The sequence below is a fragment of the Clostridium beijerinckii genome, assembly GCF_008705175.1.
Taxonomy (GTDB): Bacteria; Bacillota; Clostridia; order Clostridiales; family Clostridiaceae; genus Clostridium; species Clostridium beijerinckii.
The window spans coordinates 653,694-672,538 of record NZ_CP043998.1 but is presented as its reverse complement, the minus strand read 5'-3'; the positions used below and the strand labels follow the sequence as shown (position 1 = coordinate 672,538).

Below are 18,845 nucleotides of genomic sequence, written 5' to 3'. Positions count from 1 at the left end.
AAAGGATACTTAGTTGCTTGATATTGCAACTAAGTATCCTTTCTGTCTATTAACCGTTAGCACATATTACTTTTATTCAAAAAAATCCTCTACACACTTATAACAACTTATCTTAGTATTTTACCTGCTATTTACATATTCTAAAGCGCGAATTCGTACTCAATCCATTTCCTAGGAACGATAATTGTTCTTTGGCAATATTTTAAAGCCCTTTAATACTAAATTTATGATTATAAGAAATAACATATCGCCAATTACCGAATAAGGGAAGAGCTTAATTCCACCTAAGATAATAATATCCTCTATCATTACTATTAATATTGCTATAATTATAAACCATATTCCCTTCTTATTTGCGTATGGTCTATCCAATAAAATTACATTTAGTATCAGTAATGCACCAAGTAGTATTAGCGAAAACAAAAATAAAATAGTTTCCTTATCTATCTGTAAGATAAATCCATATAAATAATTTACCTGAACTGTCAACTTTGAAGTTTGCATTATTACAGCATAAATAATACATACTGTTGCTGCAATAACATATGTTCCACCAAAATTCAACTTCTCAGATCTTAAATAAACATAGCTTACAGCTAGCACTATAAGAGGCACTGACAGATGATTCAAAAATATTATTGGTTTTAAATAATATATTATTGTACTATTCTTGAGTATACACAATAAAAATAATGCTATATGCCTTAATAAAAATAATGTAATTACTAATGCCAAATATATTTTTATTTTCTTTGGTGAAACCTCAAGATTCTTTCTTATAAGTGAAATTGACAAAAAAATTATAAGTAACAAAAATAAATAATATGCAAAATTCACAAATTACGCTCCATTCCATATTCCTGTTACTTATATTTATTACTGTCTATCTTATTTTATACCTAAAAGTTTAATTCCACCCTTAATACATTGAACCCTCAATGGAAAATCAGGCCCTCTTTCTCCATCAATATCTGTAACAATGTCTTCTGGAGATTCCATATATAAATCATCTGTTTTAAAATAAACCACTTTATCCGAATCTAAATGCTCGCCCTTTAAAAGCTTTATAAAAAGTGGTATTAGCTCTATTATTTGTATAGCCTTAAATATTATTACGTCGAGTTTTCCGTCTGTAACTTCTGCTTCTGTAGCTAAGTTAAAGTTTCCAGCAGTTTTACCATTAAAAACCAAAAGCAAATACATCTCTCCGTCATAATCACATTCTTTAGATGATAATTTTATCTTTAACTTTCTAAAGTTAGGTAATTCTTCAAGACCTTTTAGATAATATGCTAACTTCCCTATTGTATTTTTTAAATTCACATCAGTTTTTTGAGATACATCAGTGAAAAGTCCTGAGCTTGCTACATTTATAAAATACTTCTCATTTATTTTTCCAACGTCAACAGCTACTGGCTTTGAGCTTAATATTTGCTTACATGCTTCTTCTATATCATTTGGCATATTAATAAACTTTCCAAAGTCATTTGCAGTTCCAACTGGTAATATACCTATAGGTATATTTATGTTTTTATTTTTCATAGCATTTACTAAAGAATCCACTGTTCCATCTCCACCAGCTATTAAAATATAGCTATAAGTTTCATCTATTATATCTAATGCCTCTGCTAAATCTTTACCTTTTTGAATTCTATATGGCACTACTATTAATCCTACTTCTTGGTGTAGTTTTATAATATTGTCTAATTCGCTTATTATACTATTTTCTCCTGAGTATGGGTTGTATATGAATCTAACCTTTTTCATAAATTAACCTACCTCCAATAAATTTTCTTAAATTATTATTTATATACATAAAAAATAGCCTTAAAATAATTCTTAATACAAAATTATAATTAGCTCTAAATACATATATTAAATTCCTATAAATATTTACATATAATACCTTTGTCATAGAGTTTATTATATCATTTTACTTACTTAATGTCGATACTAGATAATCTTAATAAAAACTTAAAGTTAATTTTGCACCTTATATTATTTTCATTTATGTGCTATAATAACTCTTTGTAAGTATTTTTTATAATTTTAGGAGTGATTTTATGAGGAAAAGTTGTATTCCTAATGTATTTACCTTTATTAATTTATCTTGTGGAATTATATCTATATTATCAGTAATGAATGAAAAGTATGCAATATCAGGTGCATTTATTTTATTAGCAGGATTGGTAGATAGATATGATGGAAGAATAGCTCGTTTTTTAAACGTTTCTAGTGAATTAGGTAAAGAATTAGATTCTTTAGCAGATTTGGTTTCATTTGGAGTAGCACCATCTATATTAGTATATATATTATTTAATCTTGAATCTTTTGGCCCTAAAGGATTATTTGGATTTATAGTTTTATTACTATTTCCAATTTGTGGTGCCTATAGATTAGCTAGATTTAATACTACTGATTTTGACGGCGCTTTTACTGGTATACCAATAACAATAGCAGGTTGCTTTATGGCATTCTTTTCATTAATTATATTTAATTTTAATATTACACCATCGATTTATTTTGTTGTTCTTTTGATGATCCTTGGTTCATACTTAATGGTAAGTAAAATTAAATTAAAGAAATTTTAATTATAATTCATAATAAAAAACTCTATCCTAAAATTTCAAGATAGAGTTTTTTTGTTCAGTTTTCATCATTATTCTTCTCTTTCTGAGTTTTGAAAATTCAATTCATTATCTATTTCAGTAAATATCTTATCTTTCTCTGTACTTACTGTAATATATTCATTTTTAATCTTGCAATACTTTAGATAAGAACCTTCGCATCGTTCTAAAGTGCTTATCAACTTATCTATTAATTCACCTACATTTTCAACTCTCTCTAGTGCTTTCTTAACTTCACTTTTCTCTGCTAAATTTACACCATATAGTTCTGATGCTCCAGCAATTAATAGTCTATAAACATCCACATAATTCTTTAATAATACACTTAAATTATCGATATCTTCATATTGTTTTTTAGCTAAATCATTAAATCTCATAATTAATCCCTTACAAAAAATTAATACTATCTAAATAAAATATTTGTAGTTAATCCCTAATAAGTGACTAACTACAAATAATACATTACATTCTTAATGTTTCACCATCAGCATATTCATTATCTATATCGTTAAATATATTGTTAGAGCTATAATGTTCTTCTTCACTTTCAACTATATCATCAAACTTATATTTTTCATGGCAAGGTTTTTGAAGCAAATCTTCATCTAAATCTAAAAACATCATTCCTTTGTTTGAAATATCTTCATCATGGTACGTGCTCATCTGAAACATTTTATTTTCTTGTGGCTTTTCACTAGGAGTCATACTTTCATCAATCTGAAAATACTTAAACTCCAAACTTCTGTTAATAGGCTTCTCTTTCAAACCCTCTACATAAACCACAGGAACCACAAATTCTTCAGGATATTCATAAATCATATGTTTTCCCCCTACTTACAATCCTCATTACATAATCTTCTAAAATATGCTCTTGGATATCTACATAATGGGCATTTCATAGGTGCTTCCTTACCTTCGTATATATAACCACAATTTAGACATATCCATTCTTCTTCTCTATCTGATTTAAACATCTTACCTTCTTTAAGTTTTTTAGCTAAATCTAAAAATCTCTCCTTATGATGTTCTTCAACTTCTTGAAGTTCTTTATAAAAATCTGCAATATCATCAAAACCTTCTTCTCTAGCAATTTCTTCAAATTCTTTATAAATTACCTTACTTTCTTCAGATTCGCTAAGTGCAGATTCTATCAAATTATTTTTTGTATTATTAATCCTATCTAAATATCTTCTAAATACTTCTCTTGCATGCGCTTTTTCATTACCTGCAGTTGCTTCAAATACCTCTGCAACATAGAGGAAACCATCATCCCTAGCTTTCTCAGCATAAAAAGTATATTTATTTCTAGCTCTAGACTCTCCTGCAAATGTTTTAAATAAATTTCTTTCAGTTTGACTACCTTTTAAGTTCATCTTTGTCTCCCAAAATATTACTTTCTCTCATATATAAACTATTCATTTTTATACTTTTGGTTACCTCATAAGTTAACTCATAATGATGAAACATGCTTATTAGCTTAAATCATAAAATATTGTTTATTACTTTTTTATAATTCCGATCTTTTAGGATACAATTATCTTCTTTTCCTGATTACAAGTTAAGATTACTTCTTGCTTATCGCTTGATTTAGTAATTAGCCTAACATCATGCCCCCATAATTCTTGAACGTACTTCAACGTTTCCTTTGCATAAGAAAGCTCAAGTGGTCTTCCGTCGAAAACATTTTCTAGGGTCAATGTATAATTCTTCTTATTCAAATCAACAACTCTAATATATGGTATATTCCCCATACCAGCAGTATAACTTAAAGTATCTCTAATAGTTTTCCAGCCAGTTTCATCTGAAATTTCTTCAATGACAACATCAAAAGTTCTTTGATTATATTGAAATAAATTTAATTCTTCGCACAATTCTTTAGTTAAATAACGTCGTAAAAATGAAGAATCTCTTTCAATTTCTCTTACTTCAAATATTTTTTCCTTTCCGTATCTTTTTTCAATATCTTCAAATACTTTGAAACCAACATAATAAGGATTTAACCCGCCTATAGCAGGAGCTATTACATCATTATGCCTTTTCAAGAACTCTAAATGTAGTTCTTGTGGCAATTCTAATTGTTTTAAAATATTATAGTGTGTATAGCTTGCCCATCCTTCATTCATAATTTTAGTTTCAATTTGAGGAATAAAATATTCTGTTTCTCTCTTAACAATTCTTAATATTGTTTTCTGCCATTCTTGTAACTGACCATAATTTATTATAAATCCCATGAGATCATCAACAGGTTCCAATGGAATCTTATCTAAATCTGGTAAACTAATTTCTTCATAAGGATCTAAAATATCTCTATTTTCTTTTTTGCGTTCATAATCTTTTAAAATATTTTCTTTAATCTCATTGTTAGTCAGTTCCTTGACTCCAACAGTTCTTTTAGATTGATACCTTATCGCATGACCTGCATCTAGTATTCTTTCAACTTCCGAGTATCCAATACTTGGATCGTCAATATAATTTCTTATTATTTTTGCATCTAAATTAAACATTTCTAAAGTATATTTAGCATTAGTTCCTTCTTTAAATAATCTGTTATTTCTGAAGAAGTCATTATGCCCATATACATGGGCCATTGTTAATATCTGTAACAATAACGTATTATCCTTCATTAAATATGCTAAACAAGGATCTGAATTAATAACCATTTCATAAGGAAGGCCAGTAAGATTTAAAGAATAAAGTGTTTTACTTTTCTCATAAGATTTACCAAAACTCCAATGTGGATATCTTGAAGGCATTCCAACATAAGCTTCATATCCAATCATCTCATTAAAGCCTATAATTTCAAATTCTTGAGGATAACATTCTAGCCCATATTCCTTAACCTTTTTCTCTATTTTCTCATTCCACTTTTCAATATCACTAAAGCTATATTCCAATTTCTTATTCCTCCTTTAACTCCTTCCTAAGCATAATCTTAAGTGCATCCCATAAGTCCTTCTTTTCTTTTATAATTACAGGAACAAATTTTTCATTAGTGATCTCTTTTTTGAACTTATGATACATTGTAGTGGTATATGTGGATGGTAAAAGTTCTGCATAACCGAACATATTGCTAACCTCACATATATCTTTTACCGCTGCAACTGCTTTTTCATTATCTTCAGACCAGTTATCTCCATCACTTGCGTATATGCTATATATATTCCATGCTGCCGGAGGATACTTCTCTTCAATCACCTTTAATGCCTCATTAATGCCACTAGATATATAAGTACCACCAGATTCAGACTTATGGAAGAATTCGAATTCATCTACTCTCTTTGCAACTGTAGTATGATATATAAATTCAAATGCTATATTGTTATATTTTCTTTTTAGAAAAGTTGCCAACACGAAAAAGTAAGATCTTGCTAAATATTTTTTAGTCACATCCATAGAACCAGAAGCATCCATAATAAATAGCATTACTGCATTGCTATCTTTTTTAGGTTTTAATTTAACTCTATAATACCTAAGATCCTCCTCTCTAAAAGGAAATCTTTCTAACTCTTCATCACTTTCTAATTCCTTTAAAGCTCTCTTCTTTCCCTGTTTTCTTGCTATCTTTGACATAACTGTTTTCTTTTTTGCAAGTCTTGGTCTTATTCCATGAGTTTGATATCCTCTCTTCTTGCCGCTAGTTTCAGTAACTATTTCTGAATACTTTTTTTGATCCAAATTAGGTAGGTTAAGATCTTCAGATATATAGTCCATTAGCTCCTCGAGAGTGATTTCTGTTTCATATATATCATCACCCTCTTCATTTCCAGCTCCCTGGTTTCCTTTGGCTAATTTCTTATTTCCATTCCCTAATTTTTCTCCCCTTTTTTCGTTACCTACTCCACTAGCCACTCCCTTAGAGTTCTTTCCATAGACGAATTGGTATTCCTTAATTCCTTTAATTGGTATCTTAAATTTTTTGTTTTTACTCTCTCCAACTATACTCTCTTCTGATAATATATCTCCCAAATTTTCTTTTATTGATTTTTCTACAAGTTGCCTATGCCTTCTTCTATCTTCTATGGATCTGTCGTGATCAATTTGATTGTTAGTGTAATCTCTAAATATTGCCATAAGCTAATCTAATCCCTCCATAAGTTATTAGCTGCATATTTTAAGATTACGTCACAACAATGAAGACAATATCCGTTTCTTTTCATTTCTTCAACCATAGAATCATATTTCTCTGCTTGTTCCTTATCCCTAACCTTTGATTTAGTTATGATTCTTGATAAATCTTTAACTGAAGCTGTTAATTTCTTTTCTATTGCTTCCTTCAAAGGTTCATAAGAAGTATAATCTAATTTTCCGCCTTTCCTAACTATATAGAACATATATGAAGTCACATCTGATCTAAAGCCTTTAGCTGATGCGGCATATACACCTATTTGCTCTTCTATGCTTCTCATAAATTCTTCATCTGGATTAAGTTCTTCACCAGTTGAAACATCTTTTATCTTAGTCTTATTTACATATGCCTCAGCATTATCTATATAATTGTTAAATAAACTCTCAGCTTGTTCTCTAAATGAGTGAATAAATGCCTTTGTAATTTCTCTTTCAAGAATTTTATTATATTCTTTTCTTATATTATCCTGAATAAAGCCTAAATACTTCTTTTTATCATCTGCTGCAATATCTAGTTCTCTAACAGATTTTATTATACTTTCCATTATACTAAGTGGATTTATGCAATCATATCCTGACTCAGCAAGTGCATTATCTATTGCTTTTATGATAAATCTTGTACTTATTCCCTTCATGCCCTCATATTGACCGGCTTCTTCTCTAAGTTCTCCAATATCGATCTTCTTTGTAGTTCCTTTTTCAACAATCTCTTCTCCATTGTAGATCTTAAGTTTTGTCACCGCGTCTACTTTAGCTGAAGGTGTTAACCTTGAAAGTATTGCAAACATCGCTGCGATTTCAATAGTATGTGGCGCTATATGCGCTTTAAAATTGCTCTTCTTTAATATTTTTTCATATATCTTAACTTCTTCGTCTAGTTCTAAGCAATATGGAACTTCAACCTTTACAATTCTATCTAAAATTGCTTCATTTGTATGGTCTGATTTAAATTTATTCCATTCTGCCTCATTTGAGTGAGCAACTATGACTCCATCAAAGTAAATCATTGAACCCTTACCTGGAGATGGTACTGATTTTTCTTGGGTTGCAGTAATTATTGTATGAAGATATTCAACATCATTCTTAAATACCTCTATAAATTCTACTAGTCCACGGTTACCGACATTAAATGCTCCATTTAGAGAAAAAATTCTTGGATCATCTTCAGAGTACATATCCATCTTAGAAATATCAATTGATCCTGTTAGTATTGATGTATCTTGATTATTAGGATCAACAGGTGGAACTACTCCAATTCCTTTTCTTGATCTAATAGAAAATCCTGTTCTTTCAACCGGAAAATCTTCATAAACTCCCTTAAGTTCATTAACAAGTTTATACCTGCATACTGGGCATAAATCTCCTTCGATTTGTACTCCTAACATTTCCTCAAATTTTGGTCTTAAATGCTTTGGAATTAAATGAAGAGGTTCTTCATGCATTGGGCATCCCTTTAATGAATAAACTGGTTCACAACTTTCTAAAGCTGATTTTAAACTCTCAACTATTGAAGATTTACCTGCTCCTACTGGACCAACAAGATATAATACTTGCCTTGATTCTTCACCTTTCATGGCTGCTGATTTAAAATAACTTGCAAGTTTCATTATAACTTTATCAATTCCGTAAAAATCATTTTTAAAAAAGCCATATTTTCTTATTAAATCATTTCCATAAATTTTTCTTACTCGATGGTTTTCTTCACCTTTTAACTCCTCTACGCCTTTGCTCATAATCATCTCATAGATTCTTTTATGCGCAAGATTAACAACTTCTGGATTCTCCTTAACAATATCTAAATATTCTAGAAAACTTCCTTCAAACTTTTGGGTGTTAGACTTTTCTCTATCTGTTTCTATAAATTCTTTAAAGTTCATACTCATAAACACTCCTCCTCCTTTATAACTAAAATATATTCAATTAAACAAAGACATTATGACTACTTTTTTCAAATACTTACTGTTTAATTCCTATTAAATAAAAACCTAAACAATAACCATACAAATTTATCACTAAGTGAGTGTTATTTCATAACTTTATTAAATAACATCCATATAATAATTTTGTTTTTCCCTGTAGCCTGTCTAATATATAGATATTTTGATATTTCTAATTAATAACTAATTATTAAATAAATTAATAATATTTCAAATTTATACCTTAAAACATTAAATTCTTTTGCACTAAAAAAGGAATATTTTAAGTTTTTTATACTCAAAATATTCCTTCTTTAACTATTAAATTGTTTGCTCTATTATACAATTCACATTTCAGAAATCATTCTGAAATATAACTATATAATATATACAATCGCGCCTATGTTTAATTTCTATTTTATTAGTCAAAAGTTCTTGGAGTAAATTCAGAATCTTTCGCTTTTGGCTCACCAAAAACTGATTTTACGCTTTCTGCTTGTGGATTATGATTTAAAGTCTTATGTTTGCTTGTATGTTTCTTTTTCATACTGTTGTCCATTTATATCACTCTCCTCTTCCTATTGACTCTTTAATATTATGTGTATTTTAGACTGTTTTATGCTGGCTAATGTTGTATATATATATTTAGTTTTCTATAAGTTCTTTTATATCATCAACTGACGCACCTATTGTAAATATTATATTTTCATCAATTCTTAATTTACTTTCATTTTCGTTAATTTTTATTTTGTTGACAGTTAAGTTATTCGGACGTAATTCTTTGTATCTAGTACTTGATATATCTATATCAAACTTTTTATCTTTAGCGCCTGTAATTTTTATTACAGATCCATGCTCATTACCATCACGCTCTACACTTATATCTATAATGTTGTCTTTTCCATTGCAGCCACAGTTTGAATTATTTGGATACTTTAAAACATTAGCATTACCAGTTATTGTAGCCCATCCACCACTCAAGGCTAATTTCACTAATATGTTCAAATCATATTTATCCTCTATTTTCTTTAAAAGTTTTCCTAATTCAAATATTGTTAAATCTAGTTTCATTCTATAGTCTCCTTTGCTTATGTAATATACCATCTATTATAATTGCTTTTATAAAAAATTAATAATTTAATTTCCCTCTATCTATATACTTGTTAATATAAAATATAAAGGATATATCAAACAGATAAAAACATTTTGATATATCCTCTTTATATTATAGGTGATCCTTTTCTTTATGTGGAGACGCACCTATCTTTTTTCCATCAATAATGCCTAAATCCGCATTATTTTTAGGATCTATTTTTCTACGTTCAGCATTAGATTTAGGTCTATCTTTTATTCTGTTTTTGTTATTATCCATATGTATCACCTCATTATTATGGTGTACATTTAAATTCATTTTATACTGCTGGCTTTAAAATTAAAATTTATTCAAATAATTATTAATAAAATTAACTATTGCCAATTAATATGGTTATCTATTATTCCTGAACTTACCTCTTTCATATTGCTCAGGCCATTTTACCTCACCATCTAATTTTGAATCAGCTTCAAGCGGCCAGTATGGTTTTCTTAAAAGAATTCTTCCTAAGAAAACCATATCTGCTCTATCATTTTGAATTATTTCCTCTGCCATATAAGGCGATATAATAAGTCCTCCAGCCATTACAGGAAGTCCTGTATTTTCTTTTATTATCTCTGCAAGTTTTATCTGATATCCTTCATATACCTTAATTGGAACAGGAGTTGGTGCAACGCCACCTGAGCTTACATTAATTATATCAATTCCTTCTTCTTTAACCAAATTTATTATTTTAGCCAAATCCTCTGGATGATTTCCTTCATTTAAATAATCTTCAGCACTTATCCTAAGTATTATTGGTTTTTCCTTTGTCCACACTTCTCTAACCGCTTTTACTACTTCTTTTAGAAATCGCGCTCTATTTTCTAAGTTTCCTCCATATTCATCATTTCTTTTGTTGGTAAGAGGAGATAAAAATTGATTTATTAAGTATCCGTGAGCACCGTGGATCTCTATAATATCATATCCTATTTCAATACACCTTTTAGCAGCACTTTTAAAGGCATTTATTACTTCATTTATATTCTCTTTACTCATTTCCTTTGGAACTTTATATTCACTACTAAATGCTTCAGCACTAGGTCCTATAATCTCAAGATTCTTTATTTCACACTTTCTACCTGCATGACCAAGTTGAATTCCCATAACCGCACCTAGGCTTTTACATGTATCAACTATCTTCTTTAAGCCATCTATTTGTGAATCATTCCATATTCCTAAATCTTTATCGCTTATTCTTCCTCTACTTTCAACTCCAGTTGCTTCTTGGATTATAAGTCCTACTCCGCCCAAAGCTCTTGTAGCATAATGTATTTTATGCCACTCAGTGGCTATTCCATCTTCTTTAGCTGTATACATACACATAGGCGCCATAACAACTCTATTTTTAAATTCTAAATTTTTGAGTTTAAAATTTGAAAAAAGCTTTGACATATAATTCTCCTCCCTTGTGTTTTTATATTTATGATGTTAATTCTATTCTTTCCTAATTAAACAATTGGATACTGAATTTTAAATATTAATTACCCATATAAAATCATTGTAAAAAACTACAGCTTATTAATAATACTAGCATTATATGCCGCCCCGAAACCATTATCTATATTAACTACGCTAACACCGCTAGCACAGCTATTCAACATAGATAATAAGGCTGCAATTCCTCCGAAATTAGCACCATATCCAACACTTGTTGGCACTGCTATTACTGGCTTATCTACAAGTCCTCCTACAACACTTGCTAAGGCACCTTCCATTCCGGCAATTACTATAACAACTTTTGCGCCCCTAATAACATCCAATTTTGAAAAAAGTCTGTGTATCCCTGCAACTCCAACATCAGTTATTTTTTCAACTCTATTGCCTAATATACTAGCTGTTTCAAATGCCTCCTCCACAACAGGCAAATCAGAAGTACCTGCTGCAACAATTGCTATATAATTCTCCGTAAGAGGTTGTTCATTTTTCCTAATAGTTATTGTTCTGCCAAGTTTATTATATTTTGCTTCTTTACATATTTCTTTAACTGCATTGTACATTTCCTCATTGGCTCTCGTTCCTAATATATTATTGTTTTTTGTAAGCATAAATTTTACAATATCTCTAACCTGCTCTACAGTCTTACCTTCGCAGTATATTACTTCTGGATAGCCAACTCTAATTTCTCTATGATTATCTATCTTCGCGAAACCCAAATCTTTAAAAGGTAGATCTTCTAACTTTTCAAGTGCCTCATCTACATTCAACTTGTTATCTTTAACACTTTCTAACAATTCTTTAATTTCTTCTTTGTTCATTAGCTTTATCCTCCTAAGATTTTCTCTGCTAACTTCTTACACCGCTTTAATTAATCTTCAAAATATTCTTATTTATTTTTGATTCTATTCTTTTTTCACTATAGTTTCATTAAAACTTCCTACTCTATAACCTTGTAAGTCTAATGTCACATATTTAAATCCGCATTCTTTTATTTTTTCAGCAATAGTATCTAAAAGCTCTTCATTAAATAATTTACTTCTATCATCCCTACTTACTTCAACTCTCGCTAAGTCACCGTGGCATCTTACCCTAACAGCTCTAAAACCTATACTCATCATATACTTTTCTGCATTTTCAATCTTTTCAAAATCTTCTACTTTCAGTTCATTTCCATAAGGTATCCTTGTCAAAAGGCAAGCATAAGGCGGCTTATCCCAAGTGTTAAGTCCCAATTCTTTAGAGAATGCTCTTATTTCTGCTTTAGTTAATTTACACTCTAATAGCGGGCTTTTTACTTCTAGTTCTTTTAACGCTTTAAGACCTGGTCTATAATCACTTATGTCATCAAAATTTGTCCCATCAATTACACAATTATAACCTTGTTCTTTTGCTACATTTAATATCATAGTGAATACAGCTGTTTTACAAAGATAGCACCTATCTTCTGGATTAAATTTAATTGAATCAATAATTGGAGCCTCAATAATTTCATGTTGAACTCCCAATTCCCTTACCAATTCTCTAGCCTCTGCTATTTCCCACTTAGGAATGTAAGGTGATAAAATCGTTACTGCCTTTACATTGTCTCCAAGAGCTTCTTTAGCTACTCTAAGTAAGAATGTGCTATCTACTCCCCCTGAGAATGCTAAAACTACTTTTCCTAATCCTTTAAGGTATTTCACTAGTTCACTATATTTATCATTATTAATCATCTATCTCTTCCGCCTCTCACCAATGCATTTCTATTTTCTTAATTTGATTGTAGAATTACTCATTATAAATATTCGAAGTTTGCCTATAAACTTCCCTATACACCTTTTCCATAGTTATGTTATTCTCTTTTGCAATCTTTTTACATTCCTCATATTCCGGCTTATATTTAACTAAGTCACCTTTATAATATGATTTCTTGATTGTTACTTCTCCATACTGAGTTTCTACCTTTGAAAACTCTCTATTTAACATTATTTTTTCAACTTTATATTTTCTTACGCCTATAGATGTCGTCTCTTCAAAAACTATGTCCAAAATATCTTTTTCTATTTTTTCACTGATTAATACACTTAACTTTATTCCTGGTCTTCCTTTTTTCATGAATATAGGAGTTTTAAAAACATCTAATGCTCCTGCATCAAAAAGCTTTTCTTCAATATATCCATAAAATTCTGGGTTCATATCATCTATATTAGTTTCTAATATATACTGTTCTTCTATCTTCTCTAAACTATTGTCTTCTCCTAAGTAAACTCTCAAAACATTAGGTATATCTAGATCTCTATGTCCAATTCCATATCCAATTTTCTTTATAGAGAAATCTATTTTTGAAGTAAATTCTTGAACATTTTCAGCTAGTATCGCAGCTCCTGTAGGCGTAGTTGTTTCAAATTGAACCACCCCAACATTTATTGGAATGCCTTTTAATATTTCTACAGTAGCAGGTGCTGGAACTGGCATGAGACCATGAGCACATTTTACGAATCCGCCACCAACTTGAACATGAGATGCCATAATCTTATCGACTTTTAAATACTCTAAACAAATAGCAGCTCCTACTATATCAACAATTGAATCAATGGCGCCTACTTCATGAAAGTGTACTTCATATAATGTTTTGCCATGTACCTTTGCTTCTGCTTCTGCTACTCTCATAAACATATTTAAACTTAAATTCTTAACTTTTTCACTTAAGTCACTAGAATTTATTATATTCTCTATATCTTTTAAGTTTCTATGATGATGCTCGTGATTTCCTGAATGGCTATGAACATGAGCTTGTTCGTGATTATGTGAACAATCATGTTCATTGCTATGTGGATGACTGTGTTCATGATTATGTGAAGCATCTTCACCATGAGAATGATCGTGATGATTGCGCTCTTCATCATGTACGTGAGAGTGACTGTGATCTTCTCTAATATCAGTACTGCAATGCTCAAAATCTTTATATCCTATGTTATCTGAATTATTTACTTCATCTTTTAATATAACATCTACTCTTGTTCCTGTTATTCCAAGTTTCTCAGAACTGTTAATTTGTATATCATATTCAGAATTTAAATTAATCTTTGAAATTTCTTTAAATAAATATTCTTTAGGAACTCCTAAGTTCAACATCGCTGCCAGATTCATATCTCCACTTATACCGCAAAAACAATCGTAATATAATATTCTCATTTAGCTCACTCCTTAACTCATTTGTATGATTTTAATAAATTTATTTTTGTCTATATAATGTTATATCTTCTTAATTATCGAAAAAATACTCTTTGAATATATACATTTTTTTCTTCTTTTGGAATGTAATCATCTTTTTCAACTGTTTAGAAACTATTTTGTGAATTGTAATATTTTACTTTATGCAAATATTGTTCTAACATTTTTTAATTCTTGACGAATCTTGATTGCTTGAGGACAATGGCTTTCACACTTACCGCATTCAACACACTTATCTGCTCTTTCTGATGGCGCTACTCCATTATATCTTTCCTTAAGTTCTTTTTCTGTTGCTGGAGTAACGAATATATTATACTCATTATATAATGTAAAATTCTTAGGAATATTTACGCCTGCTGGACATGGCATGCAGTACTCGCAAGCTGTACAATTAACTTTTATTCTTTCTTTAAATGCTTTTTTAACATTATCCATTATTTCTAGCTCTTTTTCTGTTAGTGAATTTGGTAAAGCTTCACCTGCCACTCTAATATTTTCAGTAACATTATCCATTACATTCATACCACTTAGTACTACAGATACCTCTGGATGATTCCATACCCATCTTAGTGCCCATTCGGCTGGAGATCTCTTAATTTCTGCTTTATCAAATGTATCAGTAACTACATGCGGAAGATTTCTAACTATTTTTCCACCTCTAAGCGGCTCCATGATAACAACTCCAAGACCTCTATCTGCTGCATATTTTAAGCCTTCAGTTCCGGCTTGGAATTCTTCATCTAAATAGTTATATTGAATTTGACAGAATGACCAATCATAATAATCCACTATCTCTTTAAAAACTTCTAACTTATCATGAAATGAAAATCCTGCATATCTTATTCTTCCATCTTTAATTGCTGAGTTTAAAAATTCATCTATTCCTAACTTCTTTAAATTTTCCCAAGAACCCTTATTTAAAGCATGAACTAAATAGAAATCTATTCTATCTGTTTGCAACCGCTCTAATTGTTCATTTAAATATTTATCCATATCCTCTCTAGTCTTAATTGCCCAACTAGGAAGTTTTGTAGCTAAATTCACCTTTTCTCTATATCCGTCTTTTAAGGCTCTACCTACAAATGGTTCACTTTCCCCTCCAGTTCCCATTCCTGTCCCATGATAAGGGTATGCAGTATCAATATAATTAACTCCTTCATCAATTGCGTGGCGAATCATTTTTGTAGCTTTTTCTTCGTCAATTTTAGTAGTATCTCCATTAATAATAGGTAACCTCATACAACCAAATCCTAGAACCGAAACCTTTTCATTTGTCTTTCCAAACCCTCTATATAACAAAGTAATTCCTCCTTAAAATAGATAATTTATATGATAAATTGTTCTATATATATTTTACATCTTATAGTTAACTCTAAGTCAACATATTTTGGAAAAATAAACCCTAAAATGAAAAGTTAATTTCGTTATTACAGTACTAAAGTCATTGTTCTAAAATTAAAAAGTAATTTTTTATTTATAATACCATATTCATCATTTATAACTTTTCATTTTAGAAATAATTTTTTGATGCAATTTTACAAATGCTTACTCTTAGAGTATACTCTAAGTTATAAAATACATCATGCAGTTTAAAGGAGGGTAATACTATGGGATACAGTATTGCTGAAGTTGCTGAAAAAACACATTTAAGTCCACACACTCTTAGATATTATGAAAAAGAAGGATTACTTCCATTTGTGGATCGCAGTGAGTCAGGCAACAGGGATTTTAAAGAAAAAGATTTAGAATTGCTTGAACTTATTTGTTGTTTAAAAAATACAGGTATGCCTATAAAGCAAATCAAAGAATATATCCAGTTATGCCTTAAAGGTGATAATACTATTGATGTTCGTAGAGAAATATTTATAAAACACCGTGAAGAAGTTATTAGCCAAATAGCTGAATTACAAAGAAATCTCGATAAAATTAATTACAAAATTAATTTTTATAATTGCGCCTGCAAAAAGACTGTATAACTGAGATAATACAGAACTTTATATAATAATTAATCCAAATAAAGGATACTCATTGTTAATCTTACCAAGATTAACAATGAGTATCCTTTATTTAGACTTTTTCATAAATTACAAATGAATAAATTAATATTTTATTCAAAAAATTCATCTAGTTTTTTAATTTAAAAACTCAATTTTAATTAATATTCTTCTAAAATTTATATACTTCTAAAACTGGGGCTATTACTATAGTCCTAAAATAATCTTTATTTCCTTAACATGAGATCTGCTCACCGGTATTTCATTATTTTCATCATCATCAATAATTAACTTATAAGTACCGTTAAACCAAGGGTAAACTTCTTTAACTTTTTCAAGATTTACTACGTAACTCCTGTGGCATCTAAAGAAATTTGTTTTCTCCGTTAGCTCTTGTAAAGTTTTTGTTGTACAATAAATATCTTTATTAGTCTTAACATAATTCCTCTCTCCCTCTGAATAAAAGAAGGAAATTTTGTTAACATCGATAAGAATTATTTTTCCATTGTTCTCACACGGGATTTTCTTCAATGCTTGTTTATTTTCAAGCTTACTTAATATATTGATTATTTCATTTTCATTTCTATTACTAATTGTATTTAACGCACAATTTAATGATTCCGCTATTCTCTTTTCATCATATGGCTTTAGTATATAATCATAAACTTTAAGTTCAAAAGCCCTTATTGCATAAGTATCATATGCCGTTAAAAAAATTAGAATTATATCCGGAAATATCTCTTTTACATCTTCTGCCAATTTTATTCCGTTTTTTCCCGGAATATTAATATCAATAAAAGCAATATCTGGCTCCTCGCTTTCAATTAAAGTTAATGCACTTATTCCATCATATGCTTGCCCTACAACTTTGAATCTGCCATCCTTAGATATTATGTATTTTAATTCATCGCTGGATATTGCTTCATCCTCAACTATTGCTACTTTTATCTCATCTAGTAATTTCAATTTAATTCCCCCCATTAATTATAATAATTATTTTGGAATGTTAAAATTAACACTACTTCCATTATTTGAACTTACTATATTTAAAGAGTAACTTTCTCCATATAATAATCTAAGTCTATTGTTGATATTTTTAAGGCCAAGTCCAGTTGATAAAGATTCATCTGCATTTTCAAAGCCTACCCCATTATCACTAATTTCAATACTAACGTCATTTTCATCATTTCTAATAGAAATTGTTACTATACCACCATTAATTTTTTTCAGTATTCCGTGCTTAATTGAATTTTCCACAATTGGCTGAAGTACAAGTATTGGGAATTTTATATCTAGTAAATTATCATCTATTAAAAATTTCACTTCTAGTCTATTTGAGAATCTAGCTTGTTCAATTGCTACATAAGCCTTTATCAAAGCCAATTCTTTTTTTAATGTAGAAAAATCTCCTTCTATTTCTAGCGTAGCTCTAAAATAATTTGAAAGATTTAATATAAGTTCTCTTGCCTTTTCTCCATCAGTTCTACAATATGCACTTATCACATTAAGAGAATTAAATAAAAAATGAGGCTCTATTTGTGCTTTTAAAGCCTTTAATTCTGCTACTTTATTTTCTTCTTTTAATTTTATAAGTTTTACTTCACCATCAACCAATTTTTTTGAGCTTTCAATTACCATAACTATTAAAAATACACCAATAGAATTTATAAGTATCATAGATAATGCTATTGTTTTCTCAAGATCTATTGCTGAATTTATATCTTTAGAAAACATTAATATAATTATCATTTGAGTAATTTCTGCTACTACTGCTGCTAACCCTGCAACGGCTGGGTTTAGCCCCTTTTTCTTAAATAATATTCTAAATCCTCCACCTATTGCGCCTTCCACAATTGTTGATAATCCGCAAGCTAATGCCGTAAATCCTCCAAATGAATACCTATGCAATCCACTTATAAATCCAACTATAATTCCAATAACAGGTCCCCCTAAATATCCTGCAACTATTGCTCCAACTGGTCTGCTATTTGCTAATGATTGATCTTTTATATATATTCCAAAATAAGTTCCTAAAATAGCAAGGAGTGAAAATATCAGAATCATCATTATATTATCTTTTCTATCAAACTTGTCCTTAACGAAACACTTCATAATATTAGTCTGTAATATTACATATATAAATATTGTTATAAGTGCCATTCTCTCTAGCATATTCACCATCAACATACTATCACCTCCCTTTTACCCTATATACATAAATTATACTACTATGTAATAAAATCTCAATTTTTACTTCCTTTATATAAAAACTTACTGCAAACCGCCTCAATATTTTGTTAATTCATCCACTAAATATAGCATTTCACATACAAAATATAGTCACTATTTATTTCTGATGTTAGATTATATATGTAAGAAAACATTTACACAAAGGGGA

At 29.5% G+C, this 18,845-nt stretch carries 20 protein-coding genes; 2 read left to right on the top strand and 18 right to left on the bottom strand.

Annotated elements, in window-relative coordinates; genetic code table 11:
• Positions 1–171 precede the first annotated feature (171 nt).
• Both F3K33_RS03300 and F3K33_RS03295 read right to left on the bottom strand, forming a co-directional pair.
• A complete protein-coding gene (locus F3K33_RS03300; protein WP_017212512.1) occupies positions 172–837 on the bottom strand; it encodes a hypothetical protein in 666 nt (221 codons plus the stop codon).
• Between the two features lie 51 nt (positions 838–888).
• Positions 889–1,767 carry a YegS/Rv2252/BmrU family lipid kinase gene (locus tag F3K33_RS03295; protein ID WP_023973675.1) on the bottom strand — a complete coding sequence of 293 codons (879 nt, stop codon included), beginning with the start codon at positions 1,765–1,767 and terminating at the stop codon, positions 889–891.
• A gap of 296 nt (positions 1,768–2,063) precedes the next feature.
• On the opposite strand from F3K33_RS03295, the gene pssA reads away from it, so the two are divergent.
• Positions 2,064–2,591: a CDP-diacylglycerol--serine O-phosphatidyltransferase gene (pssA, locus tag F3K33_RS03290; RefSeq protein ID WP_023973677.1), complete on the top strand. Its 528-nt coding sequence runs from the start codon at positions 2,064–2,066 to the stop codon at positions 2,589–2,591.
• Between the two features lie 68 nt (positions 2,592–2,659).
• On the opposite strand, the gene F3K33_RS03285 is transcribed toward pssA, so the two are convergent.
• The 14 genes from F3K33_RS03285 to F3K33_RS03230 all read right to left on the bottom strand — a co-directional run bounded on the left by F3K33_RS03285 (position 2,660) and on the right by F3K33_RS03230 (position 15,752).
• On the bottom strand, positions 2,660–3,004 hold the full coding sequence (locus F3K33_RS03285; protein ID WP_011967919.1) for a hypothetical protein: 345 nt from the start codon (positions 3,002–3,004) through the stop codon (positions 2,660–2,662).
• Positions 3,005–3,089: 85 nt separating this feature from the next.
• Positions 3,090–3,446: a hypothetical protein gene (locus F3K33_RS03280; RefSeq protein ID WP_023973678.1), complete on the bottom strand. Its 357-nt coding sequence runs from the start codon at positions 3,444–3,446 to the stop codon at positions 3,090–3,092.
• Positions 3,447–3,457: 11 nt separating this feature from the next.
• Complete coding sequence (locus F3K33_RS03275; RefSeq protein ID WP_011967917.1) at positions 3,458–4,000, bottom strand: rubrerythrin family protein; 543 nt, start codon at positions 3,998–4,000, stop codon at positions 3,458–3,460.
• Positions 4,001–4,150: 150 nt separating this feature from the next.
• Positions 4,151–5,521 (bottom strand): SpoVR family protein, encoded by a 1,371-nt coding sequence (locus F3K33_RS03270; protein WP_023973679.1) that lies wholly within the window; start codon positions 5,519–5,521, stop codon positions 4,151–4,153.
• Between the two features lie 4 nt (positions 5,522–5,525).
• Positions 5,526–6,698 carry a sporulation protein YhbH gene (gene yhbH / locus F3K33_RS03265; RefSeq protein ID WP_011967915.1) on the bottom strand — a complete coding sequence of 391 codons (1,173 nt, stop codon included), beginning with the start codon at positions 6,696–6,698 and terminating at the stop codon, positions 5,526–5,528.
• 8 nt (positions 6,699–6,706) lie between these two features.
• Complete coding sequence (locus F3K33_RS03260) at positions 6,707–8,629, bottom strand: PrkA family serine protein kinase (RefSeq protein ID WP_039770381.1); 1,923 nt, start codon at positions 8,627–8,629, stop codon at positions 6,707–6,709.
• 460 nt (positions 8,630–9,089) lie between these two features.
• Positions 9,090–9,227: a CPC_1213 family protein gene (locus tag F3K33_RS26250; RefSeq protein ID WP_017212516.1), complete on the bottom strand. Its 138-nt coding sequence runs from the start codon at positions 9,225–9,227 to the stop codon at positions 9,090–9,092.
• Between the two features lie 86 nt (positions 9,228–9,313).
• Positions 9,314–9,739 carry a hypothetical protein gene (locus F3K33_RS03255; protein ID WP_039770298.1) on the bottom strand — a complete coding sequence of 142 codons (426 nt, stop codon included), beginning with the start codon at positions 9,737–9,739 and terminating at the stop codon, positions 9,314–9,316.
• 154 nt (positions 9,740–9,893) lie between these two features.
• The gene (locus F3K33_RS26245; protein ID WP_167514405.1) at positions 9,894–10,040 is read right to left on the bottom strand and encodes a hypothetical protein; all 147 of its coding nucleotides are present in this window, start codon (positions 10,038–10,040) and stop codon (positions 9,894–9,896) included.
• A gap of 114 nt (positions 10,041–10,154) precedes the next feature.
• Positions 10,155–11,195 carry an NADPH dehydrogenase NamA gene (gene namA / locus F3K33_RS03250; RefSeq protein WP_039770299.1) on the bottom strand — a complete coding sequence of 347 codons (1,041 nt, stop codon included), beginning with the start codon at positions 11,193–11,195 and terminating at the stop codon, positions 10,155–10,157.
• Positions 11,196–11,311: 116 nt separating this feature from the next.
• On the bottom strand, positions 11,312–12,058 hold the full coding sequence (gene larB, locus F3K33_RS03245; protein WP_023973683.1) for a nickel pincer cofactor biosynthesis protein LarB: 747 nt from the start codon (positions 12,056–12,058) through the stop codon (positions 11,312–11,314).
• Between the two features lie 84 nt (positions 12,059–12,142).
• The gene (gene larE / locus F3K33_RS03240; RefSeq protein WP_023973684.1) at positions 12,143–12,952 is read right to left on the bottom strand and encodes an ATP-dependent sacrificial sulfur transferase LarE; all 810 of its coding nucleotides are present in this window, start codon (positions 12,950–12,952) and stop codon (positions 12,143–12,145) included.
• Positions 12,953–13,007: 55 nt separating this feature from the next.
• A complete protein-coding gene (gene larC, locus F3K33_RS03235; RefSeq protein ID WP_039770301.1) occupies positions 13,008–14,414 on the bottom strand; it encodes a nickel pincer cofactor biosynthesis protein LarC in 1,407 nt (468 codons plus the stop codon).
• Positions 14,415–14,594: 180 nt separating this feature from the next.
• Positions 14,595–15,752, bottom strand: coding sequence for an aldo/keto reductase (locus F3K33_RS03230; RefSeq protein WP_023973686.1), 1,158 nt, complete (start codon positions 15,750–15,752; stop codon positions 14,595–14,597).
• 308 nt (positions 15,753–16,060) lie between these two features.
• Here F3K33_RS03230 and F3K33_RS03225 point away from each other — a divergent pair, with 308 nt between their 5' ends.
• Positions 16,061–16,429, top strand: coding sequence for a MerR family transcriptional regulator (locus F3K33_RS03225; RefSeq protein WP_011967905.1), 369 nt, complete (start codon positions 16,061–16,063; stop codon positions 16,427–16,429).
• Between the two features lie 225 nt (positions 16,430–16,654).
• Here F3K33_RS03225 and F3K33_RS03220 read toward each other — a convergent pair whose 3' ends face one another.
• Positions 16,655–17,413: a LytR/AlgR family response regulator transcription factor gene (locus F3K33_RS03220; protein ID WP_023973687.1), complete on the bottom strand. Its 759-nt coding sequence runs from the start codon at positions 17,411–17,413 to the stop codon at positions 16,655–16,657.
• Positions 17,414–17,440: 27 nt separating this feature from the next.
• Entirely contained in the window at positions 17,441–18,634 is a 1,194-nt protein-coding gene (locus F3K33_RS03215; RefSeq protein WP_011967903.1) for a sensor histidine kinase, read from the bottom strand.
• Between the last annotated feature and the right edge of the window lie 211 nt (positions 18,635–18,845).

Bases quoted from the DNA above. Each gene is read 5' to 3' on its own strand.
- F3K33_RS03295 (WP_023973675.1), bottom strand. From the start codon at position 1,767: ATGAAAAAGGTTAGATTCATATACAACCCATACTCAGGAGAAAATAGT.
- pssA (WP_023973677.1), top strand. From the start codon at position 2,064: ATGAGGAAAAGTTGTATTCCTAATGTATTTACCTTTATTAATTTATCT.
- F3K33_RS03285 (WP_011967919.1), bottom strand. From the start codon at position 3,004: ATGAGATTTAATGATTTAGCTAAAAAACAATATGAAGATATCGATAAT.
- F3K33_RS03280 (WP_023973678.1), bottom strand. From the start codon at position 3,446: ATGATTTATGAATATCCTGAAGAATTTGTGGTTCCTGTGGTTTATGTA.
- F3K33_RS03275 (WP_011967917.1), bottom strand. From the start codon at position 4,000: ATGAACTTAAAAGGTAGTCAAACTGAAAGAAATTTATTTAAAACATTT.
- yhbH (WP_011967915.1), bottom strand. From the start codon at position 6,698: ATGGCAATATTTAGAGATTACACTAACAATCAAATTGATCACGACAGA.
- F3K33_RS03260 (WP_039770381.1), bottom strand. From the start codon at position 8,629: ATGAACTTTAAAGAATTTATAGAAACAGATAGAGAAAAGTCTAACACC.
- F3K33_RS26250 (WP_017212516.1), bottom strand. From the start codon at position 9,227: ATGGACAACAGTATGAAAAAGAAACATACAAGCAAACATAAGACTTTA.
- F3K33_RS03255 (WP_039770298.1), bottom strand. From the start codon at position 9,739: ATGAAACTAGATTTAACAATATTTGAATTAGGAAAACTTTTAAAGAAA.
- F3K33_RS26245 (WP_167514405.1), bottom strand. From the start codon at position 10,040: ATGGATAATAACAAAAACAGAATAAAAGATAGACCTAAATCTAATGCT.
- namA (WP_039770299.1), bottom strand. From the start codon at position 11,195: ATGTCAAAGCTTTTTTCAAATTTTAAACTCAAAAATTTAGAATTTAAA.
- larB (WP_023973683.1), bottom strand. From the start codon at position 12,058: ATGAACAAAGAAGAAATTAAAGAATTGTTAGAAAGTGTTAAAGATAAC.
- larE (WP_023973684.1), bottom strand. From the start codon at position 12,952: ATGATTAATAATGATAAATATAGTGAACTAGTGAAATACCTTAAAGGA.
- larC (WP_039770301.1), bottom strand. From the start codon at position 14,414: ATGAGAATATTATATTACGATTGTTTTTGCGGTATAAGTGGAGATATG.
- F3K33_RS03225 (WP_011967905.1), top strand. From the start codon at position 16,061: ATGGGATACAGTATTGCTGAAGTTGCTGAAAAAACACATTTAAGTCCA.
- F3K33_RS03215 (WP_011967903.1), bottom strand. From the start codon at position 18,634: ATGTTGATGGTGAATATGCTAGAGAGAATGGCACTTATAACAATATTT.